Here is a 26866-nt window from a genome sequence, read left to right on the forward strand (position 1 = left end):
GAACGCTCAGGCCGCATGACCTGCGGCCTTCACCGGATGCTTACGGCCATGCCCCCCAACCCGGCTCAGCATCGACATGACACCCGCCCGGCCAACCAGTAGCCCCAAACGCAAAACGCACGCAGCGAGCTAGCCAGCCCGTCTACGTGCGTTAGTAATTCTCAGCCGAGAACCATCAGCAATAGCGAATGCCGTTTGCCGTCCTGCCCTTGGCCGCATTGCTTGCCCGTGCAGCAGCCACCATGTCAGCACGCGCCCTCTCGCGACGTGCTGCCGACTCCGACTTGATCACAGCCAAAACAGCCTCACGCCGCACGTGCTTCGCTCGCTGCAACGCCGCCTGACGATCAACCATAGAGCCAGATGCCTTAGCCCCGGCCTCGTCATCCTTAGCAGGCGCAGAGCCGCCCGACTTAACATGGCGCAACTCAATGTCCACGTCATCCCGCACCTCGACAAGCGCAAGATTCTGTAGTTCGTTCATGCTTCGATATTCACGGGGAAGCGGGCAGGCAGCAAGGATTTCTGCATTCGTCGGCACCTCACCTTTTTCCCGCAAGCCTTTGTAAAAGCTGTGCATCCGGGGCACCATCAAATCTAACATGGCCTGCCGACGTTCTTTCTCAGTCATAGGATTATCCCTCCTTGGTTCATGTGAGGCTGACGGGCGCCGGGCATCGAGCCCGCAGCGCCGTCAGTCAGTTGTCGTTACGGGGTGACAGGGGTGATGGTCTGCACAAGCTCGCCATCCGAAGAAAGCTCGACATTCAGATTGACCCTGCCCCCTTGCTCGGCATCAATCGTCAGGTTCGCAACGTGCATGACGCCGGTCCACGTGATCGTTTCCGTCTTGAGCGTCAGCACGATCTTAACGGGCGTGGGCTCTGTGCGGTTGTAAGCATCAAGCCACGTCTTGACGCTTTCGGCGGCAAGCACGCCCTCACCATTGACGGAGGCGGAAAGGCTTGTGACGTCGCGGCCAACCCAGCTTGCAGCGTCGGGCGCATCGCAATCAGGGATAACGACCTCTGTCAGGTCTTTCGTGAGCGCAAGGCTCTTGGAAGTGAAGCCGCAGGGGGCGGAATAGACGGGCGCTGCAACGAGTGTTCCGAGCATGACGGCAAACGCACCAAAGCGCGCAGTAGTAGGCTTAGCCATTGGATAGGCTCCTTTTCTGTTTGATTTTCAGGGATTGATGACGGGTCGCCCCGCCTGTCTTAGATTTAAGACCCGCGCCGGTTTGAGCCGCTGCAACGGGTCTCTGGACAGCAAAGCTGTCTGGTGCGTCCCGCCCTCACGAAAGGGGGCGAGATGCCTGGGCGAATTTTGACACAAGCCGCGCATGACGAGACGCCGCGCCGGGCCGTCGTCGCTACTCACCGGCCCTCGCACGCCGTCGTTGCAGGAAACCCGGTCAGGTTGCCCGACAGCAGCAGCGCAAGGGATGGAACGACGCGCTAGGCAGCCGGACGCGCTACCGCTCGCCTGCACGCATCTGGAGTCGATTTAGGCGGGGGTCGCTTTTGGCAGCTTGACCGCATCGAGATTGAAGAAAGACACTTCCCCGTCATCTTCTGGGATCGCCCGGCCCATATCGACAGCCGGGACGAATTCAATCCACTGCTCTTTCCGGCTTGTCAGCTTCAGCGCCAGCGCGCCGCCGACAACCTCAAGCACCTCGAAGGGGAAGGACACGCCCGCGCGCTTCCGGTTTGCCGTGTCGAGCTTGTATGACGTTTTGACGCCCGTCAGGCCGTTAAGCTTGCTCATTGTATCCTCTCTTGTTGTCCACGATGTACCGCACGACCATCCGCCCGGCAGGGGAAAGCCTCACGTTCAAATCTGCCCGCGCGATCCGCTGGCGCTGCCGCTTGTTGCGGCTGACGGATATCAGCAGCGTGACATGCGTTGCGGTCTCCTTGATGACCCGGAAGCGACGGCAGAAAATTGAGCCGACCTCATAGCCGTCACCATTGGGGACGATAGACAGCACCTTGCCCGTGTCGCCAATGGTGACATATCGCGCCGGGATGCCGACAACCTCGATATACCGCGCCGGGTTCATGCCGCTGCCGCCAGCTGTGCCGCTCGCCGTGCCCGGTAGGCGCTTGCCTTCGCCTTGGCCTCAGACTTCCTTGCGAGCGCTGCCGCTTCCACCTCAGCCGCAAGCATTGCCAACCGGTCGAAATGGAACCGCAGGGAGTCGCCGCCATTCCAGATACGCCGCCCGGCATCAGTGCGCCGGATCATGCGCCGCACCTCAATGCCCCTGCAATCCTGATAGGCCACCGTCAGCAGATCGCCAGCAACAGCCAAGACTTTGAAGGGTGCCTGATAGACGCGAGCAAGAGCCCGGTTGCGGCTGACCTCGACAATGGACACAAGCCCGCTGTCGCCTACCGCCAGAGACAACCGCGCCGCCCGTGCCACTGCCCGGCTTTTCTTGAATGCCGCCACTTGTGCCGCGTATCGTTCCGCGCATGAAGCCGTCATGATCAAAGCTGCCCGTTCTTCAGCTTCTCGATTGCCACCGCAACAGCAGAGACCTTCTCGACAGGGTGCAGGTGATAGAATTTCTGCCAGCCGGGGCCGGTCTCGCCATCGCGGAAATCAGCAATGGTGACAATCTTCGGAGTCAGCGTGTTTGTGCCGCAGTCCATCAGCAGAACAAGGCTATCGCCAACGACCGCGTGAACCGCGAAGCCCTGCTTGACTTCGTGCTGCATCGGATCGCTCGGACTTGCCGGGACGCGCGCCGGGCTGACAATCAGGGTTCCGGTCATGCCAATCATATTGGTTGCGTTATTCGTCATTTTTCAATTTCTCCTTGTGATTGCAGACATGCGCCATCGCTAGGTCAGGAAGCTTGGACCCGCTGCCGCGTGTCTGAGGCGTCCCGCCCTCTCTGGCGTTGTCTCGATTTTGTGTTGCTTGCGTGCCAGCAATGATCGCCAGCAAGTCGCCGGGATGTCTTGCGCTATCCCTGCATTCGTTCAACTGCCCCTCAGATCAGAGGGACGGTTAGTCCCAGACAGGCCGAAAGGCCGGTCCAAGTTTCACTTATCAGGCGTTCGCATAGCGCCAGCCGTTGCGCCGCTTCGTCGTTTCTGCCGCCGTCTCGCTCATGCCAGCACCCGCGCCAAGACGGGCTTGATCCGGTCAGAGCGAGCAAACATCTCGCGGCAACTGATGATGTTGAATCCGCCTTCCTCGAAAATTTCGGGCCGGTGCATTTCATCGTCCAGACGCTCGAAGATGCGAGTTGCAACGCGCCGGGCGTTGTCTTTGACCACCTTGCGAATGGTCCGCTCAAAGATCGCTTCATCAATCGCGTGACCATGCATCACCATCGCCTTGCGCCACTCAGAGACGAATTGCGCGAAGTCGTGATCCTGCCAGCCCTTCCCGGCAATGTGCATGATATCGTTATAGACGCCGCCGCGATCTTTCCTGACCCAATGCAGACTGTTGCCCTCAAGCGCATAGCTGCCAATCTCAAGGCCGTATTCCGTCGCCTGCCAATTTGCTTTGTTGCTCATGCTTATTCATCCTTTCTAATGTTTGTGTGCAGGCTCCTCACCTCATCACTCTTCACCTCATCACTTGCTCGCTTTCCTCACTCATCACTCACGCCCCCCTTCTAAGCTTTAAGGCTTTAGAAGGGGGGTGAGGAAGGTGAGGAATTGTGTTTGGCCCCTCTGCAAAATAAGGGTTTCTTTGTCCTCACCCCCAAATCAAGGTGAGGAGTCCTCATGTCCTCAGTTGAGGACTAGTGAGGTGAGGTTTCCTCATGTCCTCACTTTCCAACTGAGGAAAATTCAGACCATGCCCAGAGCCGACTTCAGCTCTTCCGCGCTGACGAAATAATGATTGCTCACCTCGTCAAGGTGCACGCGTTTGCCGGTCATTTTCTTCAGCGCCTTTTCCGCCCGATCAAAGTTGCTAAGCCGTGTCGAGTTTTCCAGATAGTACGGCAGTTGGCGCATGACCTTTGTCAGACCTTGCGGACCATCGGCAGGCAGACGCCAGACCCTAGCCCCATCCTCAGCCGTGACCTCTTTCCCGTACTTCCTGAAGGCAAGGAAGATTTGCCCAGCGTGGGTGTCTAGGTTGATCTTTCGCCCCCTTCCGCCGCTTTCCTCATCGCCATTCCCGGCGCCCGTCTCTGCCCTTGCAGGCTTCGCCGCCACCGCCTCTGCCTGTTGCGCAATCGCCCGCTCAATCGCTTCAGGTGACGTGTCAAACTCGACTGCAAAGACGTTCTTTCGCTCGCCCTTGGGTGTCTTGCCAACGAACCACTCATCACCCGTCAGCGCCGCCATGGGGAAGGTTGTCCCGTCTTTCGATTTCGTCAGGGCTAAAAGCCGTCCGACGATATCGCCAGTAATCCGGTTCTTAGCCGCGCTGAAGGTGAGTTCAGCGTCAGCCCCGGCATAGTTGGCTGACGATCCGCGCGCGCCTTGTGAAGCATCCTTGCCAGCGTGAGCCACAACGCCGATAACGATCCGCAGGCGCCGCGCAATGCCCGCTAGACGGTTCCACATGGCTTGCCACTGTTCCGGCTTCATCTCGTCTGCAATCAGCCCGGCTGCAATCGCCGTATCGATCAGGACGAAAACCAAAGGGATACGGAAGCGAGCAATGAACCTGTCATGAGCCCGTTCAAGTGACGTTTCCAGACGCTCAAAAGCCCGATCCTCGCTAAATGGCCGCAAGTCAGTGGGCGCCATGAAAGCAATCTCTTCGTCCCCGTCATCGTCGGCAACGCGCATAGCCTCAATGCGTGGCTTGATGGTTGCCGGGCTCTCATAGCCCAGATAGACCGTTCCGCCGTGCCGCATGATGGGGAACCCGCAAAAGGTCTTCATCGTGGCCAAATCCTTGCAGAGGCGCAGGAGGCCGAACGTCTTCATTGCGCCGCTGACACCCGTCACAAGCAAAACGCCCTCTTCAGGAAGTACACCCTTAATCAGATCGTCGCTCAATTCAGGATCGAAGCCGGGACCGCCGACACGGCCATCACTGCCCCATAATCCGCCGTCATCTTCTTCTGCTGGCTTCGCCGTCCGGCTGCTGGCGATATCGCGCGCCGCTTCCTTGGTTCCCGTTTCTGCCTTCTCTGCCTCTCGCTGCTGACGCTCTGCCGTGCGCGCCGCCTGCAACTCCTTGTGTCTGCGCAGCCGCTCCGCCTTTTGCTCTGTCGTTTCGGGCGGGCGGGGAACATAGTTTTCCTCAGTCCAGTCTATCGACGCCATGACATCAGGCAGCCAGCGCAGAAGCTTCCAGATCAGCAATCCATTCGGCCAGCTTCGAGCGGCGGATTGCTACAGTGCCGCCGAGCTTGAAGGCTGGCAGGGTGCCTGTTTCTGCCATCGAATAGACGCGGCGGGGGCTGACCCCCAGGACTTTCGCAATTGCATTGGCGCCGGTCAGCAGTTCAAGATTATCGTTCATATGTGCATCTTCCTTTCGTGGTTTACGGTTTCTCCCGTGGCTATTCCAGATTTACGATTGGCAACGAAATCCTCAGCAGCGATTGCTGTATTTTCTGCAGAAATCTGACAACCAATTGATTTAATGTATAAAAAAGTAGGTGTGCGGGGAGTCCCAGATGGCGCAAGCCATCCAGAGACCCATGTCGGATTGCTTCTATCCGCTGCCATCTGGCCCCGCGCCGCCGCGCGTGCCTGTCGGGCTGGCGCCCTCGAAACTGCCCGAACCACGAAGTCATGCCCCTGTTGACATCTGCCGTGCGCCGGAGCTATCCGTGAGACCATAATATCAGTTGGTCAGGGGATGACATGGCGACGGTATCGAAAAGGACATGGGAAACAAAGGCTGGCAAGCAGTCGGCATGGGTCCTCGATTTTCGGGACAGGCAGGGGAAGCGCCACAAGGAACAATTCAAGCTTAGGAAAGAGGCCGACGCTCGCCGGATCGAAGTAGAGGGCCAAATCAGCAAGGGCGCGTTTCGATCTGAGGCGGCAAAGAAGACGGTAGGCGATGCTATCGACGCATACGCTAAAGAGCTTCAGGCGCAGGAAGACAAGGGCCAGCGGACCCGCATGTACGTCACCAACACGGCAGGCCAGCTACGGGACCACGTGCGCCCGACGCTTGGCACCGTGAAGCTTGCCGACCTGACGGCCCGATACGTGACGGACTTGATCAAGCTTTTGGAAGGCAAAGGCGTTGGCCTGACAACGATCAGGCGCACAATTGGCTCTCTGTCCCGTACGCTAGATTACGCTGTCGCGCAGGACATGGTTGCGGGCAATGTTGCGAAGGGGCGGCGTGTTGAGGGCAAGCGAGGGGAAGGCACTGAAAAGGTAGTGCCGCCGACCAAGGAAGAATTTGACGCGATCCTCAAGGCAGCAGACGAATTCAAACAGCCGCGAAGCCTTCAGCCGCATGCCCTTCCCCTACGCGTTCGCTTTGCCGCAAGAACGGGACTCCGGGCGAGCGAACAATGGGCACTGAAATGGTCTGACCTAGACCTAGAAAACGCGTCCTTGGTTGTCTCTAGCCGCGTGGATGCATTCGGAAAGTTTGACACGACCAAGAGCGCAGCCGGTCAGCGCACTGTCAGACTTAGCCGGAAAATGGTTACAGACCTGAAGGCATGGCGCGAGGTGACGCGCTACAAGGAAGATGACGACTATCTATTTCCCGATGCGCGGGGCGGGTTCACCCGGCACACAAATTTCGTCAAGCGGTTCTGGCTCCCTGCCCTCAAGGCCGCTGGCGTCGATACGGGCTGGCACTCTTTGCGCCACTTCGCCGTCAGCACATGGATTGAGGCCGGGTATCAGCCAAAGCAGGTTCAAACGCTTGCGGGGCACGCGACATTTCACATTACCATGAGCCGCTATGGACACATGTTCCCCAGCGAGGATGACGCCGCAAAAATGGATCAAATTGACGATTAATACCGCGCCTTACAGATTTTTACGGTAGCAAAATGGTCTCAAAGCATGCTACACCGCCTGAAAATCAAGGATTGAGGTAAAGCCTTTTAATCAGTAGGTCCAGGGTTCGAATCCCTGCGCGCTCACCACGAAAACCCCAATGAAATTGGTTATTTGTCAGCGTTTTCCGACGCCGATTCTCATCGCCATGTGCGCGTATTAGCCCCAATATTTGGTGCGCGCCGCGCCCCATCTTTCGCCTGTTGCATTCCGTGCTATCGACAATTCGTCGCGTTGAGTAGATGCTGAGGCTCTCGCTGAGGATGCAAAGCGGTGAACTGCCCAGTTTGGTATCGAGCAAAGGGGTGAAGGCATGAGAAAGCTTGTCATTGCGGTTTTGATGATTGGTACGCTTGCTTCCTGCACGCAGACCGAGAAAGGTACGGCGATCGGCGCCGGCACCGGTGCGATCATCGGCGGGGCGGTCAGCGACAGCTGGGGCGGCGCGGCAATCGGCGCGGTCGCAGGGGGCGTTATCGGCAACCTGATCGGACGCTCCCAGGAGCGCCAGGGCTATTGCATCTATCGCGACCGCTACGGCCGCCGCTACGAGGCCCGCTGCCGGTAACGGCAGGACCATTCACCAAGGTAACAGGCGCGTTCCGGTCCAAACCTTCGTGGAGACGATCGGATGTGCCTGTGTGCCCGGCTGAAGCTGCGAGCAGCATAGTCGAGGCCGAACATAGCAGGACGTCCTCAAGCAAGCGTGTTACACTTCGGAAATGACTGACGAAGAACAGAACTACGAGTTTTCGGAATTTTCCGGCCAATTCAGTGACGACGGCGTCGTCGTGGAATTGCGGATCTACCGGGAGGCAGGCACGAATCGCGACTGGACCCTCGAGGTCATCGACGAGGAGGGCTTCTCGACGACATGGGAGGAACCCTTCCCGACCGACAGGGAAGCTTTCGAAGAGTTTATCGCCACGGTGCAGCGCGACGGCATCCAGGCCTTTACCGATGAGCCACCACAAACGGTTCATTAGCGTCTAGCGGCCCCGCCACTGCACCCGGCCGGCTCAGCCCACCGACGCCTGGCCGGCAAACCGCGTCACACGCCATGCATAACGAACGTCAATGATGCGGTCGGAAGGCGAATGGGTCAAAAGACCCGAACAACCCGGATCGACGACGCCGTGTTCGCGATCCCCCTCGCCCCGGCCTTCCAATAATCGCGCGCCTGACGGCGGTAGGAATCCAACAAGGACATGCTCTGGTTCTCATCCAGCACGCTCAGCGCACCGGTATGTGGCGACGCACCGAGTTCAACAATCTCCACCTCGTGAAGCACTTGTAGAAAGTGAGGATCGTAGGCCGCCTGATATCGCATGGCGTCATCATAGGTCGGACACATGAAGCAGGCATTCAGCCGCGAGGGAGCTTTGGGAGCGTAGGCCTCACGGGCCTGCTCGAAGAGCAGTTCCCCGGCCAACCGCCAGCCGTCGCCAAATTGATCTGGCCGGTAGCACCTGATCATGCGCCCGAAATTGCCAGGCTCGACAATGCTGCCTTCTCTCAAGCGGATTGGCGACCAGTGAAACATGCGGAGCCCCCTCTTTCTCGTTGCACGACGAGAACGATGCGGCCCTAAATTATCAATGGCCTCTAACGGGATGCGCTGCCTAGGCCTCCGCTCCTCTGCGGGCCAGTCGCATCTTCAGCGGACTCATTCCATACTCGCGGCTATAGGCGCGCGAAAAGGCGGACAGGCTGTCGAAACCGCATCGAAGGGCAATCTCTCGGATCGGAGTAGCAGAGTCTCGCACCAGTCGATGGGCGAACTGAAGACGCAGGCGAAGGTAATAGGCGCCGGGACTCGTCGATAATCCTCGCGCAAACAGCAACTCCAGCTTGCGCTGCGAGATCGACAGTCGTCTCGTCAGTGCCGCGATCGTCAAGGGACGCTCCAGCGTGCGCTCCATCAGGCGGATAGCCTCGGCGAGCTTCGGGTCGCGCGTCTCGATCCGCCCGAGCGAAACATAGGGCTGAACGTCGGCTGCACTATGCGTCTGGTCGTAGACAAAGATGCTGGCGACATCGAGCGCCAGGGCAGACCCCAGCCGCTGCGTGATCCAGTGCAGCATCATGTCGAAGGTCGGCGAAGCACCGCCCGAGGTCCAGAACTTGCCATCGATGACGAAGCGGTCGCCAAGCACCGCCAGCTCTGGAAACGTCTGGCTGAAATCCTCCAGTTCCTCCCAATGCGCCGTCGCCTTGCGGCCGTTGAGCAGACCACTGCGGCCGAGCAGCCAGCAGCCTGATTCGATGCCGGCGACGATATCGAAGTGCCGTGAGCACTCCTGCAGCCCGCCGATGAATTTCTTACCGGCGTGACGATCAAGGTTGAAGCCACCAATCACCAGCAGCGCGTCGCCGGCAAGCGGCGGGTGCAGCATCCCCTCGACCGCGATCGGCACACCGCAGGTCAAGACCACCGGCTTGCCATCGGCCGAAAGCAGCCGCCAGCGAAACACCTCGCGGCCCGAGATGCGGTTTGCAGCGCGCATCGGGTCCAAGACGGAGGCTAGCGACATGATCGACGACTCCGGCAGGATGACGACGGAAACTTCGATCACAGATTGTAGGCGACCATCGGAAGGCATGCGGGAAATGTCAAATTTCAAGCGGGAAATGTCAATTCCAATACTGCCTTTCGGGCATTATCAGACCGTATCGATCTCCCTACGCGCGGCGCTGCAGCCCCGCGCAGAGACGTTCCCCTTTCCGCCTTTTGCCGGAACGGGCCGGTCGGAAACCATCCGCCGGCCCGTTTTTTTATGTGACTTGCGGCTTCGTAGCGGCACTGCCGTAACGTCCAGCGCCTCGGCAAGCCGACCAAGGCGCCCATTGTTCGTGAGGAATCGGCGATGAGGCTGCTCGGTGACGGACTTCGACGCTTGCCAGAACCGCGTTTCAATCGCTTGCGCTAACAAAACATATAAGCCATTAAGCATGTCCGAAACTGAGGGAGACTATGATGCTGGGCGCGATGAAGAACTTCGTAAAAGCGACAAAGCTCATCGGCCGCATTCCAAAGATCGAGCAGAAACTCGACCTGCTTCTGTGGGAGACTCCGGATATCCCGCGCGACTTCTTCCCGAAGTTCGTCGAAAGCGCGAGGCAGATGGGTTGGTTGGAAAGTGCAAAACAGCACAAGCCGATGACCGCCGACGGTGAACCATGCCCCTGGTACACCTACCCGATGCTGCATTTTCTCACGCGCCACCAGGATACCGCCTTCGACGTTGTCGTCATCGACGGCCGCGATCGTGTGAATTGCGCCAAGGCGACGATGAACCTGAAGCAAAGGCCCTCCGCAATCATCTGGGACAACAGTGAACGCGAGCGGTATCAGGAGGGATACGACCTGCTGATCAACAACGGCTATCGCCGTCTCGACTTCGACGGCTTCGGACCGGTCAACGGCCGTCCGTGGCGGACGTCCGTGTTCTACGTGCCGGACAACTGCCTGAAAATCTGAGCACCAGTACTACGTTAACCTGGCCAGGCGTTTCGTCTGGAGAAAATTGCAATTGCCGAGGGGACTATGACCAAGGGAAAGCTGTTCAATCGGGTGCTTCGCTCAGCCGCCTCGATGCTGACGCGACAAGGTTTCCACGTTTCCGAGGAACGTTACTCTGCTGCGTACCTGAAGCGCTACGGCTTCGCTATCAACACATTCATCGATGTCGGCGTCTATCAGGGCAGCCCGGTGTTCTACGAACTGTTCAAGGACAAGAAGTTCGTCCTGATCGATCCCCAGCCGGATACGATGGAGAAGGCCGCAGACAGCGTAAAGGGCCTGAACTTCGACTACATTCAATCGGGCGCAGGCTCTGCCAAGGGCGTAGCAACGCTTTCCCTGGAAGGTCCCTCCTCGAGCTTGATGAAACGCAGGGACTGGAAGCGGCAGCCGGAAAAGACGGTCGAGATACAGATTTCGCCGCTGGACGAACTTCTGGAAAGCAAGGGCTACAAAGGTCCATTCGGATTGAAGGTGGACACCGAAGGCTTTGACCTTGATGTTCTCAAGGGAGCAGAAAAAACGCTTCGGGAAACGCAATTCGTCTTCACGGAGGCGAGCCTTCGTCGCCGATTTGAAGGTAGCTATCGGTTTTCGGAACTTGTCGCGTACATGGCAGAGCAAGGCTTCGAAGTCGCCGATGTCATCCCCCATCGTTCGCACAATCGCCTCGTCGACGTCCTCTTCGTGCGCTCGGACAGCTCATATCTGGAGCCCAATGCCGTTCCCGTGCGCATGGTCGGCTCGTCCGCCAAAGCGCACAAGCAGAATTAGTCTTCATCCGGAAACATGCCGGCGATGGCGGAACCGTCACCGAACAGCACAGGTCGCAACAGGAACAGGCATCAATGCGCGTAACACTTGCGATATGTTGCTACAACGCCGAAGAGACGATCGAGCGGACGCTCTTGTCTGCCAGACAACTCGACTGGGATGATCTGGAGATTCTGGTCTGCGACGATGTCTCTACCGATCGCTCCGCCGCCATCGTCCAATCCGTCAGCCAGCAGGATCCGCGGGTAAGGCTGGTTCGTCACGATACCAACAAGGGCAACGCTGGCGCGCGCAACACGCTCGCGCGCGAAGCGACTGGCGAAATCCTGGCGTTCCTCGATTCGGACGACGAAAACGCTCCGGAACGGCTAAGGGTTCAGCTCGCAAAGCTGCTTGCGGCGGAGGAACGGCATACGGCGCCTATCTCGGTCTATTGCACGAGGCGCGTGATCTCCAACGGCAAGACGAGGAGCCTCAGCGCCATGGGCACCGCGCAGCCGGTGGGTGGCGATGCGGTCGCGCTCCATCTCCTCTGCGACGATCCCCTCCCCGGCGACGGCAGGGTCGGCACCTGCACCATGCTCACCCGCGTTTCGACCTTGCGCAAGTTCGCCTTCGACGAGAATTTCCGCAGGGCCGTCGATCGCGAATGGGCCATTCGCTTTGCCTTGGGAGGCGGGTTGATCGTTGGCTGCGAAGAAAGCCTGGTCACGCAACACCTCAGCCTCACGGACGCAAAGCGGGCGCGACAGAACGATGCACGGCGTCAGGTCGTGCAGAAATTCCGGTCCTACTTGCAAGAGAAGCGCTCGTATCTTTATGCGCTGACGATCCACCGGCCGGGCCGCATGTACACCAAGGGCCATAGGCTCTTGTTCAAGCCCGTTACGGCGCTTCTTTCCTGCTTTCGGAAACGCGCTTAGCGTTCTGCTGAGCGTTAGGGCGTGAATCGACGGGCCTATCCGCCACGCTCCTCATGGCGGATGAGAAATCGACACTGAGAAGACAAGCCGGCGATGACGCTGTCTCGCAGATCCTCAGGTAATGGCTCCTGTAAACTGTAGCGGGAAAACCGTAAAGTCGTTCTTTAGCCGACCAACGCACCAGCTAAGCGTTTGAAATTATTGGCGACCCCTGCAGGATTCGAACCTGCGACAACCTGCTTAGAAGGCAGGTGCTCTATCCAACTGAGCTAAGGGGCCGTCCCGGGCGTTGCCCGTCGAATGCGGCTGAAGGACCTTAGTGGGTCCAGGGCTGCATCCGGTTGAAACGGAAGTTGTCCGGATAGGACACGCTCTTGCGGGTCGCTTCCTTCGGCGCGATCACGCGGTATTCGATGCCGTTGCGCTCGGCGTATGCGATTGCCTGCTCGGCGTTTTCGAACGTCAGTCGCAGCTGCTGCTTCATGTCGCCGGAGCTGGTGTAGCCCATGATCGGGTCGATGGTGCGCGGCTTTTCCTGATCGAACTCCAGCACCCACAGATTCGTCTTGGCCTTGCCAGACTGCATGGCGGTCTTTGCTGGACGATAGATCTTTGCGGACATGGTTTCGAACGGCTCCATACTTTCGCTGGCAACGTTCACGGGCGCCAGCATTCCGTCTTCCCATAACGCAGAATGATTTAAAACGGAATGACTTTTGGCCGGATAAATTTGGCTTTCCGGTAGGAGATGAGCGAAGTTGTGCGTTTGTCCCAATCGTAGATGTGGCTTTGGGAAACTTTGCTGTTGCAGCCCTGCTACGAAGCGTGTATCTCCGGCGCCGTTGGCACGGAGTGTAGCGCAGTCTGGTAGCGCATCTGGTTTGGGACCAGAGGGTCGGGAGTTCGAATCTCTCCACTCCGACCATCGTCTTCCCATTGAATTGGTTAGATAATTGATCTTGTTGAGTTTTGCGCCGCTTGTCTTGGTACACAAAGGTGGCGCACATGGCCCTCGTAATGCCTTCTCCCGTCTTGATCAGTAACACCTACTATCTACGCGTTCGGGTGCCGTCTGATTTGCCCGCAAGTGCGAAAGGGCAGTCGGTTACGCTTCCTGTTGGTGATAGCTTCAAGCTGGTCAAGATGACGGACTTCGTGAAGGTGTCGCTGGAAACACGCGAGCCACGCACAGCGAAGGAGCGATTCGCTAAGGCATACTCTGCTCTTCAATCGACGTGGCAAGCGATGAAGGATGGGCCAAAGCCGCTCAGCCATAAGCAATCCGTTGCTCTTGCCGGTGAGATTAGGGCAGCGTTCATCGAAGCGTTTGACGATGACCCCGGCAATCCCGAGAATTGGCACCGTGTGCTGGAGCAGAACGCTGCGGCCAAAGCTGCTCGCCTCAATTCCTTGACGATACCGACCCTTAAGCAGCAAGCCACAGACATGGAGAAGCGGTTCGGTAAGCTTGCCGATGCCCGCTTGGCGATACACGGCATGATCCTCGCACCTCAGTACCGGCAAAGGCTGCTGATGCAGGTGGCCGAAGGGCTGGACGAGATGGCCCGTGTCAATCAGGCGAAGGCCGAAGGTGATTATTCCGACAGCGGCGAGACGAAGCGATACCCTGCATTTGAAGCTGTTCAGGCAGAACCTAAGCCGACAGCAGCGACAAGTTCGCAGACCTTTAAGTCCGTCATTGACGAGCGTGTCAGACGGCGTTCGGCGGGTAAGGACGCCGTACCATTGCGGGAAGAGACCGTCGATAAATACCGGCTGGCAACGGATGCGTTCGCCACCTTCCGTAAGAGCGATGATCTAACCACTGTCACCCCTGAGGAAGCCGACGCTTGGAAGTTGGCGTTGATGGAGGGCGGTGAACTGAGTAACAATACCATCGGCCAGCGCCTCCAGAACGTAAGGACTGTGATCGAATGGGCGCGCAAGCACAGCCACGGTAAGCTCTTCCCACTTGGAAACCCGCTGGCTACCATCGAGAGACCGAGCTTCCAGCCAGTACCCAGTGACGCCCGCACGTACACGATGCTGGAAGCAAAGCAGGTTCTTTCCGCCGCTCGCAAGGAAACACGCAATGACCTGCGATGGCTGCCTTGGATGTGTGCCTATTCAGGGGCGCGTATTGAGGAGGTTGCGCAACTCTCCAAGAGCAACTTCTTCAAGGTAGGTGATGACTGGTTCTACCGCCTGACAACATCTGGAGGTAAGACGCTCAAAACGAGAAGCAGTGAGCGCCGTGTCCCCGTGCATCCAGAGCTAATCAAGGAAGGGTTGATGGAGTTCGTCAATGGTCTCACGTTGGCCGAAGATAATCGCATCTTCTCAAACCGATCACAGCAGAGGATTGGCGAATGGTTGCGCGAGACGGTGAAGATCACTCGACCTGAACTGGCCCCCAGTCATGGATGGCGTCACCTTTTTGAGGATGTCTGCCTTGTTGGCGGAGTGCTGGACGCAGCGAAGAACTACATCACCGGACGTTCCAGCGGGAAGTCTGGCGAGGGCTACGGCAAGAGTGAGGCGATGCTTCCCGGCCTGGCCAACGAGATGCGCAAGGTTCCATTCTTCCTGTGATCGCAGAGGGTGTCCTCAATTTTGAGGAGACCCCCATCGTCACCGTCAAGAAGAACACCGTCGTCTGCAACAGCCGCGACGTGGCCGATTACTTCGGCAAGCTTCACAAGAACGTGCTGCGAGACCTCGACGCCTTGATGCTCAAAACTGAGCCGCAAGCAATGTTCTCTGAAATCCAGCTTGAGGGTCGCACCGGCTTCGGTAAGTGCCACTACCGTGCCTTCGACATGACCCGCGATGGCTTCACGCTGCTGGCGATGGGCTTCACGGGTAAGAAGGCGCAGCAGTTCAAGCTGAAGTACATCGCCCAGTTCAATGCGATGGAAGAGGAACTGAAGCGGGGGATGGCTCCGGCGCTGCCTGACTTCTCCAGCCCCGCCATCGCTGCCCGTGCGTGGGCCGAGCAGCTCGCTGCGGAGAGCAAGGCCAAGCTGGATGCAGTCAAAGAGCCGTCCCTGACCGTCCCTCGATTACCCCGTGCTCAAAGAAGGACCGAGAGCGAGATTGCCCCCACCATACGGAGGGGACCGGCTCTCGATTGCCCTGCACATAAGGAAAGAGATCATCCGAAGGCGTGGCCCTGATAGCCAGCTCTGACGGGCTGATCGATTGCCACTACCATACGGATGAAGACGGGCGTTCCTCCAGTCTGCACAGCAGCCTCGATTACCACCACCATATGGATATAGAGGCGGATAACACCCCACGCATACGGAGAAGACTGAGGCTGAGATTGCCCCTTACATAAGGATAGAGAGGGACGAGAGGACCACCCTCGTCAGTCCATCCTCCTCGCCGTTTCCATATCCACCCGCACAGTCGCTTCATCGACAACGACCAGCGCCCTCAATGCGCACTGCCCGCAGAGCGTTGTTTGTCTTCGCTCATCTGGAAGAGACTGAAGCGCCAGTGACCGGAGTAGCTACCGGCTGCTGGCCTTCGCTCCTCGTCTCCCCAGATCGCGCCTCCTGCTCAATTCGGAGCAACCCCTCATCCAGAATGAAAGAGACGACAATGACCAGTTATCGTGAGTGGCTTGACGGCCACAAAGCAGCCTCCCATACCCGTGGAGGTCGCCCGATCAATCCACCGAGCAGAGCCGATGAAGGTTACTTCATTCGGGCCGAGCGTGAAGGCTGGAGCCACATCAGGAACTATCGCGACTGGAAGCGTGGCGAGATCGTCAACCCCCTCACGGGCGAGGTCGTTACCAATTGCCTCACGCTTGCCAAGCTCGCCGAGAAACTCAACACGACATCGACCAAGGTCATCGACCTGATGGAGACGCTGGGTCTCGTGAACCGTATCCTGTCTGTGGAGAGCGTCCCGATGGTCTGCGCTCCCGACTTTCGGAAGCCGCGATACTCTCATCGACCAGAGGCCACCAACTGGGCTATCGAGGAAGGCTACTGCATCCCGATCACCGTGAGCCGCTTTGTCGGCTTCGAGGAACGGCGCATCAAGATGATCCTGATCACCCCCGATGGGCAGAAGTTGCTTTCCACAAAGCTTGCTCCCGTTCGTCGTGAAGGCAAAGCCAAAGACATCGTCAAGCATCTGCTCCAAGGCGGGCGCTCTCAGGCCGAGATTGTCGCGCTGACCGGCTACTCGCAACAGGCCGTGAGCTACCACGTCAGGCGGCTTCAATCGGCTGCGTAGATGCATTAGCTATCTCTAAGACAAAGAAATCGTAGAGATGCATAATAAGGAGCATTAACGAGACCAAGACCAAGACCAAGGAGGCAGCCCTGCATCTGGTTTGTCGTCGCCAAGCGAAGCTGGGGCCGTATCCCTGACTGAAGCACTACCGCCCGAAATGTTCATAGCGAATTTTTCTGCCCCCAGATCAGATAAGCGGAAAAGGCAGTTTCCCCCGGTGCCCCCCTTCACTTGCCCCGAACAGGCATCATCTGGCCCGCCATGCCTGTCGTGGTCCGTCGCTGGCTGTAAGAGCGCAGCCGCGCCAACCTCACCGCATTCAACTATCTCTCCAAGCTCGTCCGTGTAGTCGAGATGGACGGCCAGCCGTGGTTCTTGCGATGGATGCGCTCTACGCCCTCGACTACCCGCAGAAGTCTCACGGCATGGCTATGCGCAAGCTGAACACTGACGAGAGCATTCTAAAACGGATTGAGAATGCTGCCCGTTCGGTTCGGCTTATCTCCGAGAGCGGCCTCTACCGCCTCGTCATGCGTTCCGACAAACCGGAGGCCCGTGAGTTCCAAGACTGGGTCACCCGCATCGTCCTCCCGGCTCCGCAAGGATGGTGGCTACATCGTAGGCGAGGAGAAGGTGGCGGCCCGGAAAAGCTGATTGTCCGTAAGGGTATACCTGAGCGGACAGTCGAAACTCGCATTTGTTTTTGTCCGTTAGGGTTGACTATCAATATTCGGACAGATATTTATTCGGACATATTCCATACGGACAGTCCGGAGTGACAGATGGCAACCTTCCTTTATGCCCGAGTATCAACCTCAGAACAGACCCTTGAACACCAGAAGACCCAAGCGGAACAGGCTGGCTTCAAGTTCGATCACGTCATTGCTGATCACGGTGTCTCTGGTGTCTCAGTCCTGATGAAGGACAGGCCAGAAGGTAAGCGCCTGTTCGACATGCTGCGCTCTGGTGACACGCTGGTAGTTCGCTGGGTTGATCGGCTGGGCCGCAACTACCGGGACGTGACGGACACGATTGAAGAGTTTATCCGCCGTGGCGTCGTCATCAGGACCATTATCAACAACATGACCTTCGACGGTGCCACAACAGACCCCATGCAGATGGCAGTCAGGGACGCTCTTGTCCGCTTCATGGCTGCCACCGCACAGGCCCAAGCAGAGGCCACCAAGGAGGCACAGAAGGCTGGGGTAGCCAATGCCAGGGCGAAGAGCGACGACGCTTACAGGGGACGTAAGCCCAGCTTCAGCCGAAGCCAAATGGCGCTGGTCTTGGATTTGGATGGCAAGGGGAGCAACGTCTCCGAGATCGCCAAGGCTACGGGGCTTTCACGTCAGACCGTCTATCGGATTAAGGACGACGCGGCGGGGGCAGAGAAGGCGCTGGCTTCGTGGGGGCTGTGAAGGTTTCGGGGCCGGTCTGTCACACCCAGATTATGCCTTTTCGCCTGTTTGCGGACGGCTCAATCGAGGACCTTGAACGGGCCGGTTTCGGTAAGCGACGAGCGCCTACTCCTACGCACCAGCGTGCCCTTCACTTGGACATGAAGTCCGTTTTCGTGTGCCCTAATTGCATCTGCATAGTCCTGTGAATTAAGCTCAAGTTGGACCTTTCGCCGTCCCTCGTCGCTGTCCCATTGAATTGTCACCAGACGTTTGCTGTCATCGTTCTCTGCCAGCGGGATGCCTGCTGCTTTCAACTCGATGATACGGCCAACTACGTTTACCTGCTGTTCTTCTGGTAGTGGCTCCAATCGCTGTGCTGCCTCGCGCAACATCGGAATGGAGGCCGCTTTCACTTCGAACTCAGGGTTTTCACTGCGCTCTTCAATGGCAAGCGCAGCGTCAAAGGCTACGCCCAGATTGAAGGACGAAACACCGGTTTCTTCAAGGAAGTCTGCCAAATCAGCGCACATGCGAGCGGTGACAAGGGACGGCTGGGTTAGCCTGCTGATATCGTCCCGTATGAACGCTTCTGTCACCGCCTCCATGGCGAGCGCAATTCTCTGAGAGACCTTTCGTCCCAGTGGCCTCTCTACCTCGAACATGTCGAACTGGACCGCCTCATGTAATGGGCATTCGACCTGAAAACCGAAACTGCCCCGGAAGGTGTGACCGAACCGACAAGCATCCACATAGCTTTTGGCAGATCGAACAGAGGCGTTCGTGAACGACCCAGTTAACTCGACTTCCGCAATCGCCGCCCCTTCCACCAACGACTTCATGTAGGCGACCATTGAAGACGCTACTTGCATTTCAATCGTATCATCCACCACGTACCTATCAGGTACGCGACTGGTCACAAAGTCACGTGGGTGCAGGCCGATACGGCTGCCCCCCCTTGCTAAGGTGTCCATCCGGTGGCGCAGTTCCGCGAAAGGTATGCCGTAGAACTGCCTGACGGTTGTGAGTGCTTCTTCAACTTCGATACGGTCGCGATGATGCGCTCCCGCTTTCTCGGTGAAGTAGATGTTGACGGGCTTGTCGAGGCCCGCGTTCGTCATCTGGAAGCGAACGACTTGCCGATCCTTGCTGATTTGCCGAGACCATCCGTTCTCTCGTAAGAACGTCATAAGGTCCGCTTTCAGTTTGGGGTCGTTACTCATCAGAACATCCCCGCCAACTTAGCATCCATCTCACTCAGCAGCCTCAAGACTGCGTCAGGTGTGAGAAGATTGGCCCGTGGAATTTCAATTAGCTTGCTGGAGTTCTCGTTTGCCAAGCGTGGTCCGGCTATTTCGGCGTAATAGCAGCAGTGCTTGAGGATTAGTTGCTGTTCCGTCGAGGACAGCCAATCATTGGCGTCCTGGGGCAAGCACATCAATACCAAGAACAGGGGTGCGTAGGCAGGCCGAGAAACCAGATCGTTGTAAGTTTGCGCCTTGATTTTCCAAGCGACATTGTCTCCCCTGAACTCCCATTTGGTAGTGCATTTGAGCTGGAAGTCGATTTTCGTGCCGCTCTCAACATACCGATATTCCTCGTTGCCATCCGCATCGATGCCTTGAAGGCGCTGCGCCATGGCAAGGAACGTCCCATCAACCCCGTAATCGTGTTCGCGTTTGATTGCCAAGTTAATACGCGCAGCGGCGGCTGTCGCGGTGACATATCCAATACTCAGGCTTTCCTGCAGATGCGAGACCGTAATCATTCAACACGTCATCAATAGCCAAGCGGTAGAAATCTGTGACCGCCTACAATCAACGCAAGAAGTTAGGAAAGACTTTCGCATCGGTGACACTTGAAGGAAAGCTGGAAAAAAATGTCGTTGCCCACGGCTACAAAAGTCGCTTTGACGAGAGCGCACATGGCTGGTACACAAGCTGTCGAGGCGCACGAAAAATATCAATGTAAATCAATCGGTAATCGGGGTAGAGGCAGACTTCGAATCTCTCCACTCCGACCATTCATCGAGACGGAAGCGTCACTTTCCCCTTTTTCAATCTGTTCGTGATCTGCAGGCTAAACATCGCCGTAAGATCGCTCGATTGCGTTGGCAATCGATCGAGTTGTCCCGAATTGGGACAAGAATGCCTATTTGTCATACGAATTTAGGAATCGCTCAATCCATTGTGGATAGAGCGGACCGGCGCGCTTTCCAGCCCTGCCCGCCTCCCAAGCCCGCCCGAGCGATCCAATGACTGCCCAACTCGACCTTGCCACCGTTCTGTTGCTTCACAAGTCGTCGTTCCTGATCGGCGCCTTCTGCTTCCTCTATGCGCGTTGGCAATCGCCGCGGGACCAAGGGCTTGGCATTCTGGCGAGCGGTTTCCTCTTCCTGGCGCTCGCCTCGACGCTTGCGGGCTATGGCGAGCAAAAACTGCTGCCGCCCACTCTGTGGCGGCTTTCCAGCTTCACGCTCGGGATCGGCGGATACGCCCTGTTCTGGATCGGCGTGCGGCGCCTCAGCGGCGGCCGGCGCCGGCTGGCGGACTGGCTGGCGCTTTTTGTGCCACTTGCCGGAGCGCTCGTCGGCCTCGCCACGCATTTCCACATGGTCAACGTCGTCAGGGCTAGCGTCTTCAACGCCGCCGCCTTTCTTTTCCTCGCCGCTTCGGCTGCTGCCGTCATCGCCGACCGCTCGAAAGAGCCGCTGCCGGCGCGCGCCATGCTGGCGGCCGCCATGGCCGTCGGCGCCAGCCTTTGTCTTGCGGTGGTCATTGGCCTCCTCAAGCCCGGCATCGTGCCGATCACGACGACCTACGCCTTCTTTCTCTCGATCATCTGCCACTTCGCCATCGCGCTCTTCGCGCTCGTGCTCGTCAAGGAGCGGGCGGAAGCGGAGTTGCGCCGATCTGCGGATACCGATGCGCTGACCGGCGTCGGTAACCGGCGATGGTTTCTGGCGCAACTGCCTCAGGCGAGCTGGCAGGGCGATTGCCTGATCGTGATGGACCTCGACCATTTCAAGCGCATCAATGACCGCTACGGCCACCATACGGGCGATCAGGTGCTCGTCGCCTTCGCCGATCTGGTCCGGAAAAATCTGCGTAGAGGCGACAGCTTCGCGCGTCTCGGGGGTGAGGAATTCGGGCTCTATCTCCCGCGGACAAGCGAGACACAGGCATTTGCAATTGCCGAGAGGCTACGCCGCGCCGTGGAGGAACTGCGGGTCGCAAGCAGCGGACAAACCGTTGCGGTCAGCATCAGCATCGGGCTTGCTACCGCCAGCGGCGCGGAGCGTTCCTGGGAGGCATTGTTCAACAGGGCGGATGCCGCGCTCTATGCGGCCAAGCGAGACGGGCGCAACCGTGTCGCGTCCGATGCGGAACCTGCGGTTTCGGAACCGCCTGCTGTGAGCCTTCACCGCGCCAGCTAATCAGGCGGGGCTTCGACGCAAGCCACCTTCAAAAAAGAGAAGCGGATCCAAGCATTTCCGATCCGCTTCAGATTGGAGGTATAAGGCTTATTTTAGCGCAATACGCCGAATTCGCTTGTGGCCAAATTTTGCCTAGCGCGCCACCTTGGCGCGAACCTGTGTCTTTGTTGCACTTTTCGGCATGCGTGCACGCGTGTAGGACGCACAGGCAGCCACCATCGCGCTGTCTCTCCTGGAGTTTCGCTTTGCCTTTGTAAAATCCGGTCTCGCTAGTTTCACCCCGTACGCCCGATAGCGCTCCCGCTGTCGGATTGAATTTTCATGCGTTCGTTGAGGTGGCGGTTCGAGACCGGAATGGCATTGCCGATCTCAAGCCCGACGTACCTTCGTCAGGCGGAACCATCACGCCCAACAACTGCCAGTCCGCGTCCCCGGAACGGGTACTCAAACCGTCGTCTCGATGGACTTCCAATTGGAAGAACCAGACGACATGTCTCATACATTGACGGTCCAGTGGACCATCGAACCCCAAACCGCACCCCGCCCCTGGCTTGCCTGCAGCCGCTGCGGCGGCCAACGCCCTTTCGTCTGCAGCGGCAAGGCGCGGCTGAACGCCAACGGACGCCGGCTCGACGCCTGGCTGATCTATCGCTGCGCCGTTTGCGAAGACACCTGGAACCGCCCGATCTTCGAACGGCGGACTGTCACAAGCGTCGCGCCGGACGCGCTCGCAGCGCTACAAAGCAACGATCCTGCCTGGATCCGCCAGGTGGCGTTCGACATCGAGGGTCTTCGCCAATGCACGGACCGGATTGAGGATCTGGCCGATTCCAACGTGGAACGGCGCGTGTTGAGCGGGACCGTAGATAGCGCACGGCTTGAGATCGTCGTTGTCGCGCACCACGCGAGCAGCCTGCGCGTCGACCGCCTGCTATCGGTGGAACTCGCGCTCTCACGCGCAAGGTTGACCAAGCTCGAAACCGCGGGGCGAATCATCCTTCTGCCCGAATCGCGAAAGGCCCTGCAACGCCCAATCAGAGACGGCAGCCGCATCGTCCTCGATCTCACGGCGGAAGATGACCGGGCCGAGATTGCCCAGCGTGCCCGCGGGAGCCCGTAGTCGAAAGGTATCATGGAGCGCCCGGCACCGCGCCGGCGCTCCATGAGGCCAATGGTTGCTGTCAGAACTTTACGCCCACACCGACGGTGAACTGGTGCTGGTCGAGATCGACATTGACGCCGCCGAAGTCCTTGTCGCCATAGTCGTTGTAGCGGTACTCGGCGCGGCCGAAGACGCTGTCGGTGAACGAATAATCGACACCGGCACCGATCGTCCAACCGTTGAAGGTTTCTTTTTCCTTCGATGCGCCGGGCACATCGACGAAGCCGCGGGTCACCGCCCAGCCGCCGGCGCCATAGAGCAGCGCCTTGTCGTTCAACAGATAGCCGACGCGGCCGCGTATTGCGCCAGAAACGTCGGTACCGACTTCGGTCGAGGTTCCGCCGACATCGAACGTCTTGTCGTTCCAATTATAGTTGACGTCACCCTCGATGCCGTAAACCCAGTCGCCCTGCTGAAAGTTGAAACCGGCAAAGGCGCCGAGTAACCCACCATTGAAATCTTCCGAAGCGCTGCCGCCGGGCGCACTGAAATCTCCGTTGAGCCATCCGCCGCCGCCCTGTAGGCCGACATAGCCGCCGGTCCAGACGAATCCCGGCGTTGGCTGCACGACCGGTGCCGGCGGCTGGCTCAGATCGGCCGCCAGATCCGCTGCCATCGCGGTTTGCGCAACGGCGCAGGTCGCTACGATTGCAACAAGCACACTCCGGAACATCACGGATGCCTCCTGTTGTCGCCAGAAGAATATTAGTAACTCGTTAACACGCAGTCTGCCCGAAAGGCTTCACGATCTCAACCATGAAACCCGTGGGGTTCAGACACATAATTTAGGAACTGATCGGGGAAGGACAAGGACGGCCGCGACGTGGCCCAGGCGCCTACGGCTGCGAAGGCGGAATTCGGGCGCCTTCCAGCCGGTCTCCGGGCCGGATGTTCAGCCGCTTGACCGCGCCGGCATTGAGTTCAAGCACAAAAGCAACCGGTTCCCTCGAATCGATGATTGCTTCGGAAAAAGGCACAGCGCCTTCATGGATCGTGCGAACGACGCCCTTGTTGTCGATGAACAGCATGTCGAGCGACAGATGAGTGTTCTTCATCCACATCATCACGCGGCGTGTCTCGCCAAAATCGAACAGCATGCCGTGATCCGGCGCCATGGATGTGCGAAACATCAGGCCCTGCTCTCGCTGGGCCGGATCGACGGCGAGCTCGACCGTCAGCTCGTGCACCGCCTTATCGGCATTGACCAGGCGCATCTTGTCCTTGGTGAACTGGACGTCGGCAAACGACGATACCGTCAGTGCAAGCAACAAAAAAAGCGCCAGGAAGGCGCTTTTTCCGAAAAGGTCTCGAACCGCGACCATCAGTGCGACCGGCTCGTCGGCGACGGACCATCGGGATGGATCTCTGCGGCCATCAGGCCCTTTTCGCCATCGCCGAACCGGACGAGCACGACCTGACCCGGCCGCAGCTCGGTCAGACCGAAACGCCTGAGCGTTTCCATGTGCACGAAGATGTCTTCCGTTCCCTCGCCGCGGGTCAGGAAGCCAAAACCCTTTGTGCGGTTGAACCACTTGACGAGGACGCGCTCAAGCCCGCTCGTCGGCGTCACCTGGACGTGCGTGCGGACCGGCGGCAGTTGCGACGGATGTACCGCCGTCGACTGGTCCATCGAGAGGATACGGAACGCCTGATAACCGCGGTCCCGCTTCTGGATAAGCGCAACGACCCGCGCGCCCTCAAGAACCGTCTGGTAGCCGTCGCGGCGCAGGCAGGTCACGTGCACCAGCACATCCTGCATACCGTTGTCCGGAACGATGAAACCGAACCCCTTGGCGACGTCGAACCACTTGATCACGCCGGTGATTTCGATGAGGTCGAGAGCGTCGCTGCCAAAGTCGTCACCATGCATGACGTCTTTCGAAGATGTCCTATCCGCCATTCTCTCCCAGCCCCTCGTTTACGCGCGACTACCGATACGGTTAACTGATTCTTATTGACCAGAATAACATCGTCCCGCCGCGGATACGCAAGACCCTCGGCATATTTTGGCCGAGAACTAATATGGGGACGCAGCCTTGCCTCTGGCTTGCTGACGGACCACTATACGCCATCTTCTGCAAAACAGGGACATTGCAATGCGCTATCTGCACACGATGGTTCGCGTCAAGAATCTGGACGAGGCCTTGAACTTCTACGGCAAGATTTTCGGCCTGACGGAAATCCGCCGCTACGAAAATGAAAAGGGCCGGTTCACGCTGGTGTTTCTGGCCGCTCCCGGCGACATCGATCGCGCCCGCGCCGAACTCTCGCCCTGCCTCGAACTCACCTACAACTGGGATACGGAAGACTATACCGGCGGACGGAATTTCGGCCACCTCGCCTACGAAGTCGACGACATCTACGGCTTCTGCCAGCATCTGATGGAAAACGGCGTGACCATCAACCGGCCGCCGCGCGATGGCCACATGGCGTTCGTTCGCTCTCCAGACGGCATTTCGATCGAGATCCTGCAGAAAGGCGAAAACCGTCCGCCGCAGGAACCTTGGGCATCGATGGCCAATACCGGCGTCTGGTAAGCTCCGCACAATTCTCGCGAACGAAGATGGCGCCGTGCTGTCGGTGAAATCCGGCAAGCATGGCCGAGCCGTCGATCAGCAGCAGCTATGAATGATCCAGGGCCCGGTCTATCCGGGCCTTTGCATGTTGGAAACATGCGGGCTCAAGGTTAGCGCCGGTTTACAAATCGCGTATCGTTGAGTACTTTTTCGCGCGAAACGTTGATGCCGGGTCCTATCCGCGATGTCTCGTGGCGGCGACCCCCTTTTGTACTTGGCCTGATCTTTTCCCGTGGCGCTCATTCCGGTCGCCGCGAGAAGCATGAGTTTGTTTGTTCTGAGCGATGTTTCGGAGCTGAGACTTAATGCATGACAAGGCGAGGCTTCGCCGGTCATGCACGGAGAGCGGGGATAGGACGTTGCAACATCCGGAAACGAAGAGCGCGGTGCTCGTCACCATTGCGCGGGCTGCAGCTTTATCCGTTTCGCTGCTGGCCTTGAGCGGCTGCATGTCGGCGGTCGGGGAAAACGATGCCGCGACCGCGCTGAAGGCCGAGGGGCAGGCAGCCCCGGCGCAAACCGCAGAATCGGAGGCCACGGTCCAGGACGGACAGGTCGTCGCGCTCGGCAGCGATCCGCAGGCGCAACAGGCAGCGGGCAATGCCATGGTTCCCCAGGATGCCGGACAGCCGCAATCGCTGACGATGCAGGGAACCGGACTGCGCGCCGCCTCATCGAGCATCTATGGTCAGGCGCCTGCCGCACAGGCAACGACGACCGGCCAGCCGCAGACGACGGGAACTGTTCCGCTCCCCGCCGGGCAACCCGGCATGAACGCAACCAACAACAGTCTTTTCAGCGGCACCCAGCGACAGCCGCTGCCGGTTATCGCGCCGCAACAGGGGGCCGCCAACATGGCCACCGACGTGACGCAGGACTCTGCCGTCGCCGCTTATGCTCCGTCCGCGGCGCAGGACGCCACCCTCCCCGTTGCCGTTCCGGTGCCGCTGAGCGCCGAGGCTGCAGCCAGCGGCCAGACCTCGGCGACACCACAGGCCGTGGCCAATGCGGAAGCCACACCGGCAGCGACCGAGGTTGCGGGCGCGCAGCAGGCAGCAGCAGAAGCCACGCCAGCCGACGATAACAACGACACCTCGAAAACCTGGACGCTCGCGGCCCTTTTTGCCGGCAAGCGCAAGGAGAAGCCGCAGCAGGTGGCACTTCGCTCGGCCCCGCCGGCGGAAAAGAAGACGATTACCACCAGCAATGCGAGCCAGCCGAAAACGGCCTCCCTCGCCTACACGCTTCCGGGCGTCAAACTGAACTCGCTCTACAACTACGAGCACGAAGAGCATCTCGGCGATGACGACGACGGCGCGCCGGTTCAGGTCGCTTCGCTCTCGGGTCTCGCCCGACTGGCGCCGAGCGGGTTGATTCTGCAGACCGAAAAGGTCGATGCCGGCTGCTTCAAGCCGGAGCTCATGCAGATGCTGAAGAAGGTGGAAACGCATTACGGCAAGCAAGTCATGGTGACGTCGGGCTTGAGGCCGATCAAGGTCAACCGCGCCAAGCAGTCGCTGCATACCCGTTGCGAGGCGGCCGACATTCAGGTGCAGGGCGTCAGCAAGTGGGATCTCGCCGAATTCCTGCGCAGCGTCCCGGGCCGCGGCGGCGTCGGCACCTATTGCCACACGGAGTCGGTCCATATCGATATCGGTGCACAGCGGGATTGGAACTGGCGCTGCCGACGCGCCAAGGGTTGAAGGCAACCATTTGTTTCCATGGAGGTTTCGACGAGAAGCCTCCAATCTTCCAGGCCTGTGGAATTTTACAGAAATATGAAAATTGCCGCTTGCGGTTCTGAAATCCTCTGGCTATAAGGCGCCCACACAGCGAGTGCGCCCTTCGTCTATCGG

General features: G+C 58.7%; 31 protein-coding genes, 2 tRNA genes and 1 pseudogene. 16 read left to right on the forward strand and 18 right to left on the reverse strand.

Annotated features, from left to right (window positions below; translation table 11 throughout):
* Nucleotides 1-175: 175 nt before the first annotated feature.
* The 9 genes from L981_RS26720 to L981_RS26760 form a co-directional block, all read right to left on the reverse strand.
* A complete protein-coding gene (locus L981_RS26720; protein WP_043623575.1) occupies nt 176-631 on the reverse strand; it encodes a hypothetical protein in 456 nt (151 codons plus the stop codon).
* A gap of 77 nt (nt 632-708) precedes the next feature.
* Nucleotides 709-1158, reverse strand: coding sequence for a phage tail tube protein (locus tag L981_RS26725; RefSeq protein WP_043623578.1), 450 nt, complete (start codon nt 1156-1158; stop codon nt 709-711).
* A 348-nt stretch (nt 1159-1506) separates the two neighbouring features.
* Nucleotides 1507-1770 carry a hypothetical protein gene (locus L981_RS26730; RefSeq protein WP_043623581.1) on the reverse strand — a complete coding sequence of 88 codons (264 nt, stop codon included), beginning with the start codon at nt 1768-1770 and terminating at the stop codon, nt 1507-1509.
* Nucleotides 1757-2065, reverse strand: a complete 309-nt coding sequence (locus tag L981_RS26735) for a hypothetical protein (protein ID WP_043623584.1) — start codon at nt 2063-2065, stop codon at nt 1757-1759. The genes L981_RS26730 and L981_RS26735 overlap by 14 nt, the downstream gene beginning before the upstream one ends.
* Nucleotides 2062-2499, reverse strand: coding sequence for a hypothetical protein (locus L981_RS26740; protein WP_156134250.1), 438 nt, complete (start codon nt 2497-2499; stop codon nt 2062-2064). The genes L981_RS26735 and L981_RS26740 overlap by 4 nt, the downstream gene beginning before the upstream one ends.
* The gene (locus tag L981_RS26745; protein ID WP_156134251.1) at nt 2496-2792 is read right to left on the reverse strand and encodes a hypothetical protein; all 297 of its coding nucleotides are present in this window, start codon (nt 2790-2792) and stop codon (nt 2496-2498) included. Before L981_RS26745 ends, L981_RS26740 begins: the two co-directional genes overlap by 4 nt.
* 330 nt (nt 2793-3122) lie before the next feature.
* Nucleotides 3123-3539 (reverse strand): hypothetical protein, encoded by a 417-nt coding sequence (locus tag L981_RS26750; protein ID WP_043623592.1) that lies wholly within the window; start codon nt 3537-3539, stop codon nt 3123-3125.
* A 279-nt stretch (nt 3540-3818) separates the two neighbouring features.
* A complete protein-coding gene (locus L981_RS26755) occupies nt 3819-5294 on the reverse strand; it encodes an AAA family ATPase (RefSeq protein WP_156134252.1) in 1476 nt (491 codons plus the stop codon).
* A complete protein-coding gene (locus L981_RS26760) occupies nt 5260-5454 on the reverse strand; it encodes a helix-turn-helix domain-containing protein (RefSeq protein ID WP_043623597.1) in 195 nt (64 codons plus the stop codon). The genes L981_RS26755 and L981_RS26760 overlap by 35 nt, the downstream gene beginning before the upstream one ends.
* A 347-nt stretch (nt 5455-5801) precedes the next feature.
* Between L981_RS26760 and L981_RS26765 the strand changes: the two genes are divergently transcribed.
* The 3 genes from L981_RS26765 to L981_RS26775 all read left to right on the forward strand — a co-directional run bounded on the left by L981_RS26765 (nt 5802) and on the right by L981_RS26775 (nt 7954).
* Nucleotides 5802-6929 (forward strand): site-specific integrase, encoded by a 1128-nt coding sequence (locus L981_RS26765; RefSeq protein WP_043623600.1) that lies wholly within the window; start codon nt 5802-5804, stop codon nt 6927-6929.
* Between the two features lie 352 nt (nt 6930-7281).
* Nucleotides 7282-7536, forward strand: a complete 255-nt coding sequence (locus tag L981_RS26770) for a YMGG-like glycine zipper-containing protein (protein WP_034790944.1) — start codon at nt 7282-7284, stop codon at nt 7534-7536.
* A gap of 154 nt (nt 7537-7690) precedes the next feature.
* Nucleotides 7691-7954 (forward strand): hypothetical protein, encoded by a 264-nt coding sequence (locus tag L981_RS26775; protein WP_043623603.1) that lies wholly within the window; start codon nt 7691-7693, stop codon nt 7952-7954.
* A 116-nt stretch (nt 7955-8070) separates the two neighbouring features.
* Here the strand turns inward: L981_RS26775 and L981_RS26780 are convergent, their stop codons facing one another.
* Together L981_RS26780 and L981_RS26785 are read right to left on the reverse strand one after the other, a co-directional pair.
* A complete protein-coding gene (locus L981_RS26780) occupies nt 8071-8511 on the reverse strand; it encodes a DUF2441 domain-containing protein (RefSeq protein WP_043623606.1) in 441 nt (146 codons plus the stop codon).
* Between the two features lie 79 nt (nt 8512-8590).
* Nucleotides 8591-9571 carry a GlxA family transcriptional regulator gene (locus L981_RS26785; RefSeq protein ID WP_043623609.1) on the reverse strand — a complete coding sequence of 327 codons (981 nt, stop codon included), beginning with the start codon at nt 9569-9571 and terminating at the stop codon, nt 8591-8593.
* A 374-nt stretch (nt 9572-9945) separates the two neighbouring features.
* On the opposite strand from L981_RS26785, the gene L981_RS26790 reads away from it, so the two are divergent.
* From L981_RS26790 to L981_RS33455, 3 genes are all read left to right on the forward strand, one after another.
* Nucleotides 9946-10449, forward strand: coding sequence for a hypothetical protein (locus L981_RS26790; protein WP_156134253.1), 504 nt, complete (start codon nt 9946-9948; stop codon nt 10447-10449).
* Between the two features lie 66 nt (nt 10450-10515).
* A complete protein-coding gene (locus L981_RS26795; protein ID WP_043623615.1) occupies nt 10516-11265 on the forward strand; it encodes an FkbM family methyltransferase in 750 nt (249 codons plus the stop codon).
* 74 nt (nt 11266-11339) lie between these two features.
* Complete coding sequence (locus tag L981_RS33455) at nt 11340-12188, forward strand: glycosyltransferase family 2 protein (protein ID WP_052202033.1); 849 nt, start codon at nt 11340-11342, stop codon at nt 12186-12188.
* A 202-nt stretch (nt 12189-12390) separates the two neighbouring features.
* Here the strand turns inward: L981_RS33455 and L981_RS26805 are convergent.
* Nucleotides 12391-12467 (reverse strand) — tRNA-Arg (locus L981_RS26805).
* A 37-nt stretch (nt 12468-12504) separates the two neighbouring features.
* Nucleotides 12505-12861, reverse strand: coding sequence for an ETC complex I subunit (locus L981_RS26810; protein ID WP_082006169.1), 357 nt, complete (start codon nt 12859-12861; stop codon nt 12505-12507).
* Nucleotides 12862-13036: 175 nt separating this feature from the next.
* On the opposite strand from L981_RS26810, the gene L981_RS26815 reads away from it, so the two are divergent.
* The 6 genes and pseudogenes from L981_RS26815 to L981_RS26840 all read left to right on the forward strand — a co-directional run bounded on the left by L981_RS26815 (nt 13037) and on the right by L981_RS26840 (nt 17857).
* Nucleotides 13037-13113 (forward strand) — tRNA-Pro (locus L981_RS26815).
* A gap of 80 nt (nt 13114-13193) precedes the next feature.
* Nucleotides 13194-14780 (forward strand): DUF6538 domain-containing protein, encoded by a 1587-nt coding sequence (locus L981_RS33460; RefSeq protein WP_052202034.1) that lies wholly within the window; start codon nt 13194-13196, stop codon nt 14778-14780.
* A complete protein-coding gene (locus L981_RS26825) occupies nt 14777-15364 on the forward strand; it encodes a Rha family transcriptional regulator (protein ID WP_052202035.1) in 588 nt (195 codons plus the stop codon). Before L981_RS33460 ends, L981_RS26825 begins: the two co-directional genes overlap by 4 nt.
* 430 nt (nt 15365-15794) lie before the next feature.
* Nucleotides 15795-16439: a helix-turn-helix transcriptional regulator gene (locus L981_RS26830; protein WP_043623618.1), complete on the forward strand. Its 645-nt coding sequence runs from the start codon at nt 15795-15797 to the stop codon at nt 16437-16439.
* 431 nt (nt 16440-16870) lie between these two features.
* A pseudogene (locus L981_RS36085) lies at nt 16871-17093 on the forward strand (Bro-N domain-containing protein).
* 128 nt (nt 17094-17221) lie between these two features.
* On the forward strand, nt 17222-17857 hold the full coding sequence (locus L981_RS26840) for a recombinase family protein (protein ID WP_043623620.1): 636 nt from the start codon (nt 17222-17224) through the stop codon (nt 17855-17857).
* A gap of 59 nt (nt 17858-17916) precedes the next feature.
* Here the strand turns inward: L981_RS26840 and L981_RS26845 are convergent, their stop codons facing one another.
* Nucleotides 17917-19059 carry a hypothetical protein gene (locus L981_RS26845; RefSeq protein WP_043623623.1) on the reverse strand — a complete coding sequence of 381 codons (1143 nt, stop codon included), beginning with the start codon at nt 19057-19059 and terminating at the stop codon, nt 17917-17919.
* Nucleotides 19059-19604 carry a DUF4365 domain-containing protein gene (locus tag L981_RS26850; protein ID WP_043623626.1) on the reverse strand — a complete coding sequence of 182 codons (546 nt, stop codon included), beginning with the start codon at nt 19602-19604 and terminating at the stop codon, nt 19059-19061. The genes L981_RS26845 and L981_RS26850 overlap by 1 nt, the downstream gene beginning before the upstream one ends.
* Before the next feature lie 486 nt (nt 19605-20090).
* On the opposite strand from L981_RS26850, the gene L981_RS26855 reads away from it, so the two are divergent.
* Together L981_RS26855 and L981_RS26860 are read left to right on the forward strand one after the other, a co-directional pair.
* Nucleotides 20091-21272 (forward strand): GGDEF domain-containing protein, encoded by a 1182-nt coding sequence (locus L981_RS26855; protein WP_052202037.1) that lies wholly within the window; start codon nt 20091-20093, stop codon nt 21270-21272.
* A 490-nt stretch (nt 21273-21762) separates the two neighbouring features.
* Nucleotides 21763-22392 carry a DUF1062 domain-containing protein gene (locus tag L981_RS26860; protein WP_043623628.1) on the forward strand — a complete coding sequence of 210 codons (630 nt, stop codon included), beginning with the start codon at nt 21763-21765 and terminating at the stop codon, nt 22390-22392.
* Nucleotides 22393-22453: 61 nt separating this feature from the next.
* Here L981_RS26860 and L981_RS26865 read toward each other — a convergent pair whose 3' ends face one another.
* From L981_RS26865 to L981_RS26875, 3 genes are all read right to left on the reverse strand, one after another.
* Entirely contained in the window at nt 22454-23107 is a 654-nt protein-coding gene (locus tag L981_RS26865; RefSeq protein WP_043623631.1) for an outer membrane protein, read from the reverse strand.
* Between the two features lie 163 nt (nt 23108-23270).
* A complete protein-coding gene (locus L981_RS26870) occupies nt 23271-23756 on the reverse strand; it encodes a DUF192 domain-containing protein (protein WP_043623633.1) in 486 nt (161 codons plus the stop codon).
* Nucleotides 23756-24334, reverse strand: coding sequence for a cold-shock protein (locus tag L981_RS26875; protein WP_043623636.1), 579 nt, complete (start codon nt 24332-24334; stop codon nt 23756-23758). The genes L981_RS26870 and L981_RS26875 overlap by 1 nt, the downstream gene beginning before the upstream one ends.
* A 196-nt stretch (nt 24335-24530) precedes the next feature.
* Between L981_RS26875 and L981_RS26880 the strand changes: the two genes are divergently transcribed.
* Both L981_RS26880 and L981_RS26885 read left to right on the forward strand, forming a co-directional pair.
* The gene (locus L981_RS26880; protein WP_043623639.1) at nt 24531-24971 is read left to right on the forward strand and encodes a VOC family protein; all 441 of its coding nucleotides are present in this window, start codon (nt 24531-24533) and stop codon (nt 24969-24971) included.
* Between the two features lie 398 nt (nt 24972-25369).
* Nucleotides 25370-26713 (forward strand): YcbK family protein, encoded by a 1344-nt coding sequence (locus tag L981_RS26885; RefSeq protein ID WP_043623642.1) that lies wholly within the window; start codon nt 25370-25372, stop codon nt 26711-26713.
* Nucleotides 26714-26866 lie beyond the last annotated feature (153 nt).

Origin of the sequence: Ensifer sp. ZNC0028 (assembly GCF_000799055.1) — a bacterium.
GTDB lineage: Bacteria > Pseudomonadota > Alphaproteobacteria > Rhizobiales > Rhizobiaceae > Ensifer.

Excerpts from the sequence above, each read along its gene's own strand:
- L981_RS33455 (WP_052202033.1), top strand. The coding sequence starts at position 11,340 with ATGCGCGTAACACTTGCGATATGTTGCTACAACGCCGAAGAGACGATC.
- L981_RS26875 (WP_043623636.1), bottom strand. The coding sequence starts at position 24,334 with ATGGCGGATAGGACATCTTCGAAAGACGTCATGCATGGTGACGACTTT.
- L981_RS26795 (WP_043623615.1), top strand. The coding sequence starts at position 10,516 with ATGACCAAGGGAAAGCTGTTCAATCGGGTGCTTCGCTCAGCCGCCTCG.
- L981_RS33460 (WP_052202034.1), top strand. The coding sequence starts at position 13,194 with ATGGCCCTCGTAATGCCTTCTCCCGTCTTGATCAGTAACACCTACTAT.
- L981_RS26760 (WP_043623597.1), bottom strand. The coding sequence starts at position 5,454 with ATGAACGATAATCTTGAACTGCTGACCGGCGCCAATGCAATTGCGAAA.
- L981_RS26745 (WP_156134251.1), bottom strand. The coding sequence starts at position 2,792 with ATGATTGGCATGACCGGAACCCTGATTGTCAGCCCGGCGCGCGTCCCG.
- L981_RS26735 (WP_043623584.1), bottom strand. The coding sequence starts at position 2,065 with ATGAACCCGGCGCGGTATATCGAGGTTGTCGGCATCCCGGCGCGATAT.
- L981_RS26750 (WP_043623592.1), bottom strand. The coding sequence starts at position 3,539 with ATGAGCAACAAAGCAAATTGGCAGGCGACGGAATACGGCCTTGAGATT.
- L981_RS26845 (WP_043623623.1), bottom strand. The coding sequence starts at position 19,059 with ATGAGTAACGACCCCAAACTGAAAGCGGACCTTATGACGTTCTTACGA.
- L981_RS26880 (WP_043623639.1), top strand. The coding sequence starts at position 24,531 with ATGCGCTATCTGCACACGATGGTTCGCGTCAAGAATCTGGACGAGGCC.
- L981_RS26850 (WP_043623626.1), bottom strand. The coding sequence starts at position 19,604 with ATGATTACGGTCTCGCATCTGCAGGAAAGCCTGAGTATTGGATATGTC.
- L981_RS26770 (WP_034790944.1), top strand. The coding sequence starts at position 7,282 with ATGAGAAAGCTTGTCATTGCGGTTTTGATGATTGGTACGCTTGCTTCC.
- L981_RS26785 (WP_043623609.1), bottom strand. The coding sequence starts at position 9,571 with ATGCCTTCCGATGGTCGCCTACAATCTGTGATCGAAGTTTCCGTCGTC.
- L981_RS26860 (WP_043623628.1), top strand. The coding sequence starts at position 21,763 with ATGTCTCATACATTGACGGTCCAGTGGACCATCGAACCCCAAACCGCA.
- L981_RS26840 (WP_043623620.1), top strand. The coding sequence starts at position 17,222 with ATGGCAACCTTCCTTTATGCCCGAGTATCAACCTCAGAACAGACCCTT.
- L981_RS26775 (WP_043623603.1), top strand. The coding sequence starts at position 7,691 with ATGACTGACGAAGAACAGAACTACGAGTTTTCGGAATTTTCCGGCCAA.
- L981_RS26865 (WP_043623631.1), bottom strand. The coding sequence starts at position 23,107 with ATGTTCCGGAGTGTGCTTGTTGCAATCGTAGCGACCTGCGCCGTTGCG.
- L981_RS26720 (WP_043623575.1), bottom strand. The coding sequence starts at position 631 with ATGACTGAGAAAGAACGTCGGCAGGCCATGTTAGATTTGATGGTGCCC.
- L981_RS26765 (WP_043623600.1), top strand. The coding sequence starts at position 5,802 with ATGGCGACGGTATCGAAAAGGACATGGGAAACAAAGGCTGGCAAGCAG.
- L981_RS26790 (WP_156134253.1), top strand. The coding sequence starts at position 9,946 with ATGCTGGGCGCGATGAAGAACTTCGTAAAAGCGACAAAGCTCATCGGC.
- L981_RS26780 (WP_043623606.1), bottom strand. The coding sequence starts at position 8,511 with ATGTTTCACTGGTCGCCAATCCGCTTGAGAGAAGGCAGCATTGTCGAG.
- L981_RS26730 (WP_043623581.1), bottom strand. The coding sequence starts at position 1,770 with ATGAGCAAGCTTAACGGCCTGACGGGCGTCAAAACGTCATACAAGCTC.
- L981_RS26855 (WP_052202037.1), top strand. The coding sequence starts at position 20,091 with ATGACTGCCCAACTCGACCTTGCCACCGTTCTGTTGCTTCACAAGTCG.
- L981_RS26870 (WP_043623633.1), bottom strand. The coding sequence starts at position 23,756 with ATGGTCGCGGTTCGAGACCTTTTCGGAAAAAGCGCCTTCCTGGCGCTT.
- L981_RS26810 (WP_082006169.1), bottom strand. The coding sequence starts at position 12,861 with ATGCTGGCGCCCGTGAACGTTGCCAGCGAAAGTATGGAGCCGTTCGAA.
- L981_RS26725 (WP_043623578.1), bottom strand. The coding sequence starts at position 1,158 with ATGGCTAAGCCTACTACTGCGCGCTTTGGTGCGTTTGCCGTCATGCTC.
- L981_RS26830 (WP_043623618.1), top strand. The coding sequence starts at position 15,795 with ATGACCAGTTATCGTGAGTGGCTTGACGGCCACAAAGCAGCCTCCCAT.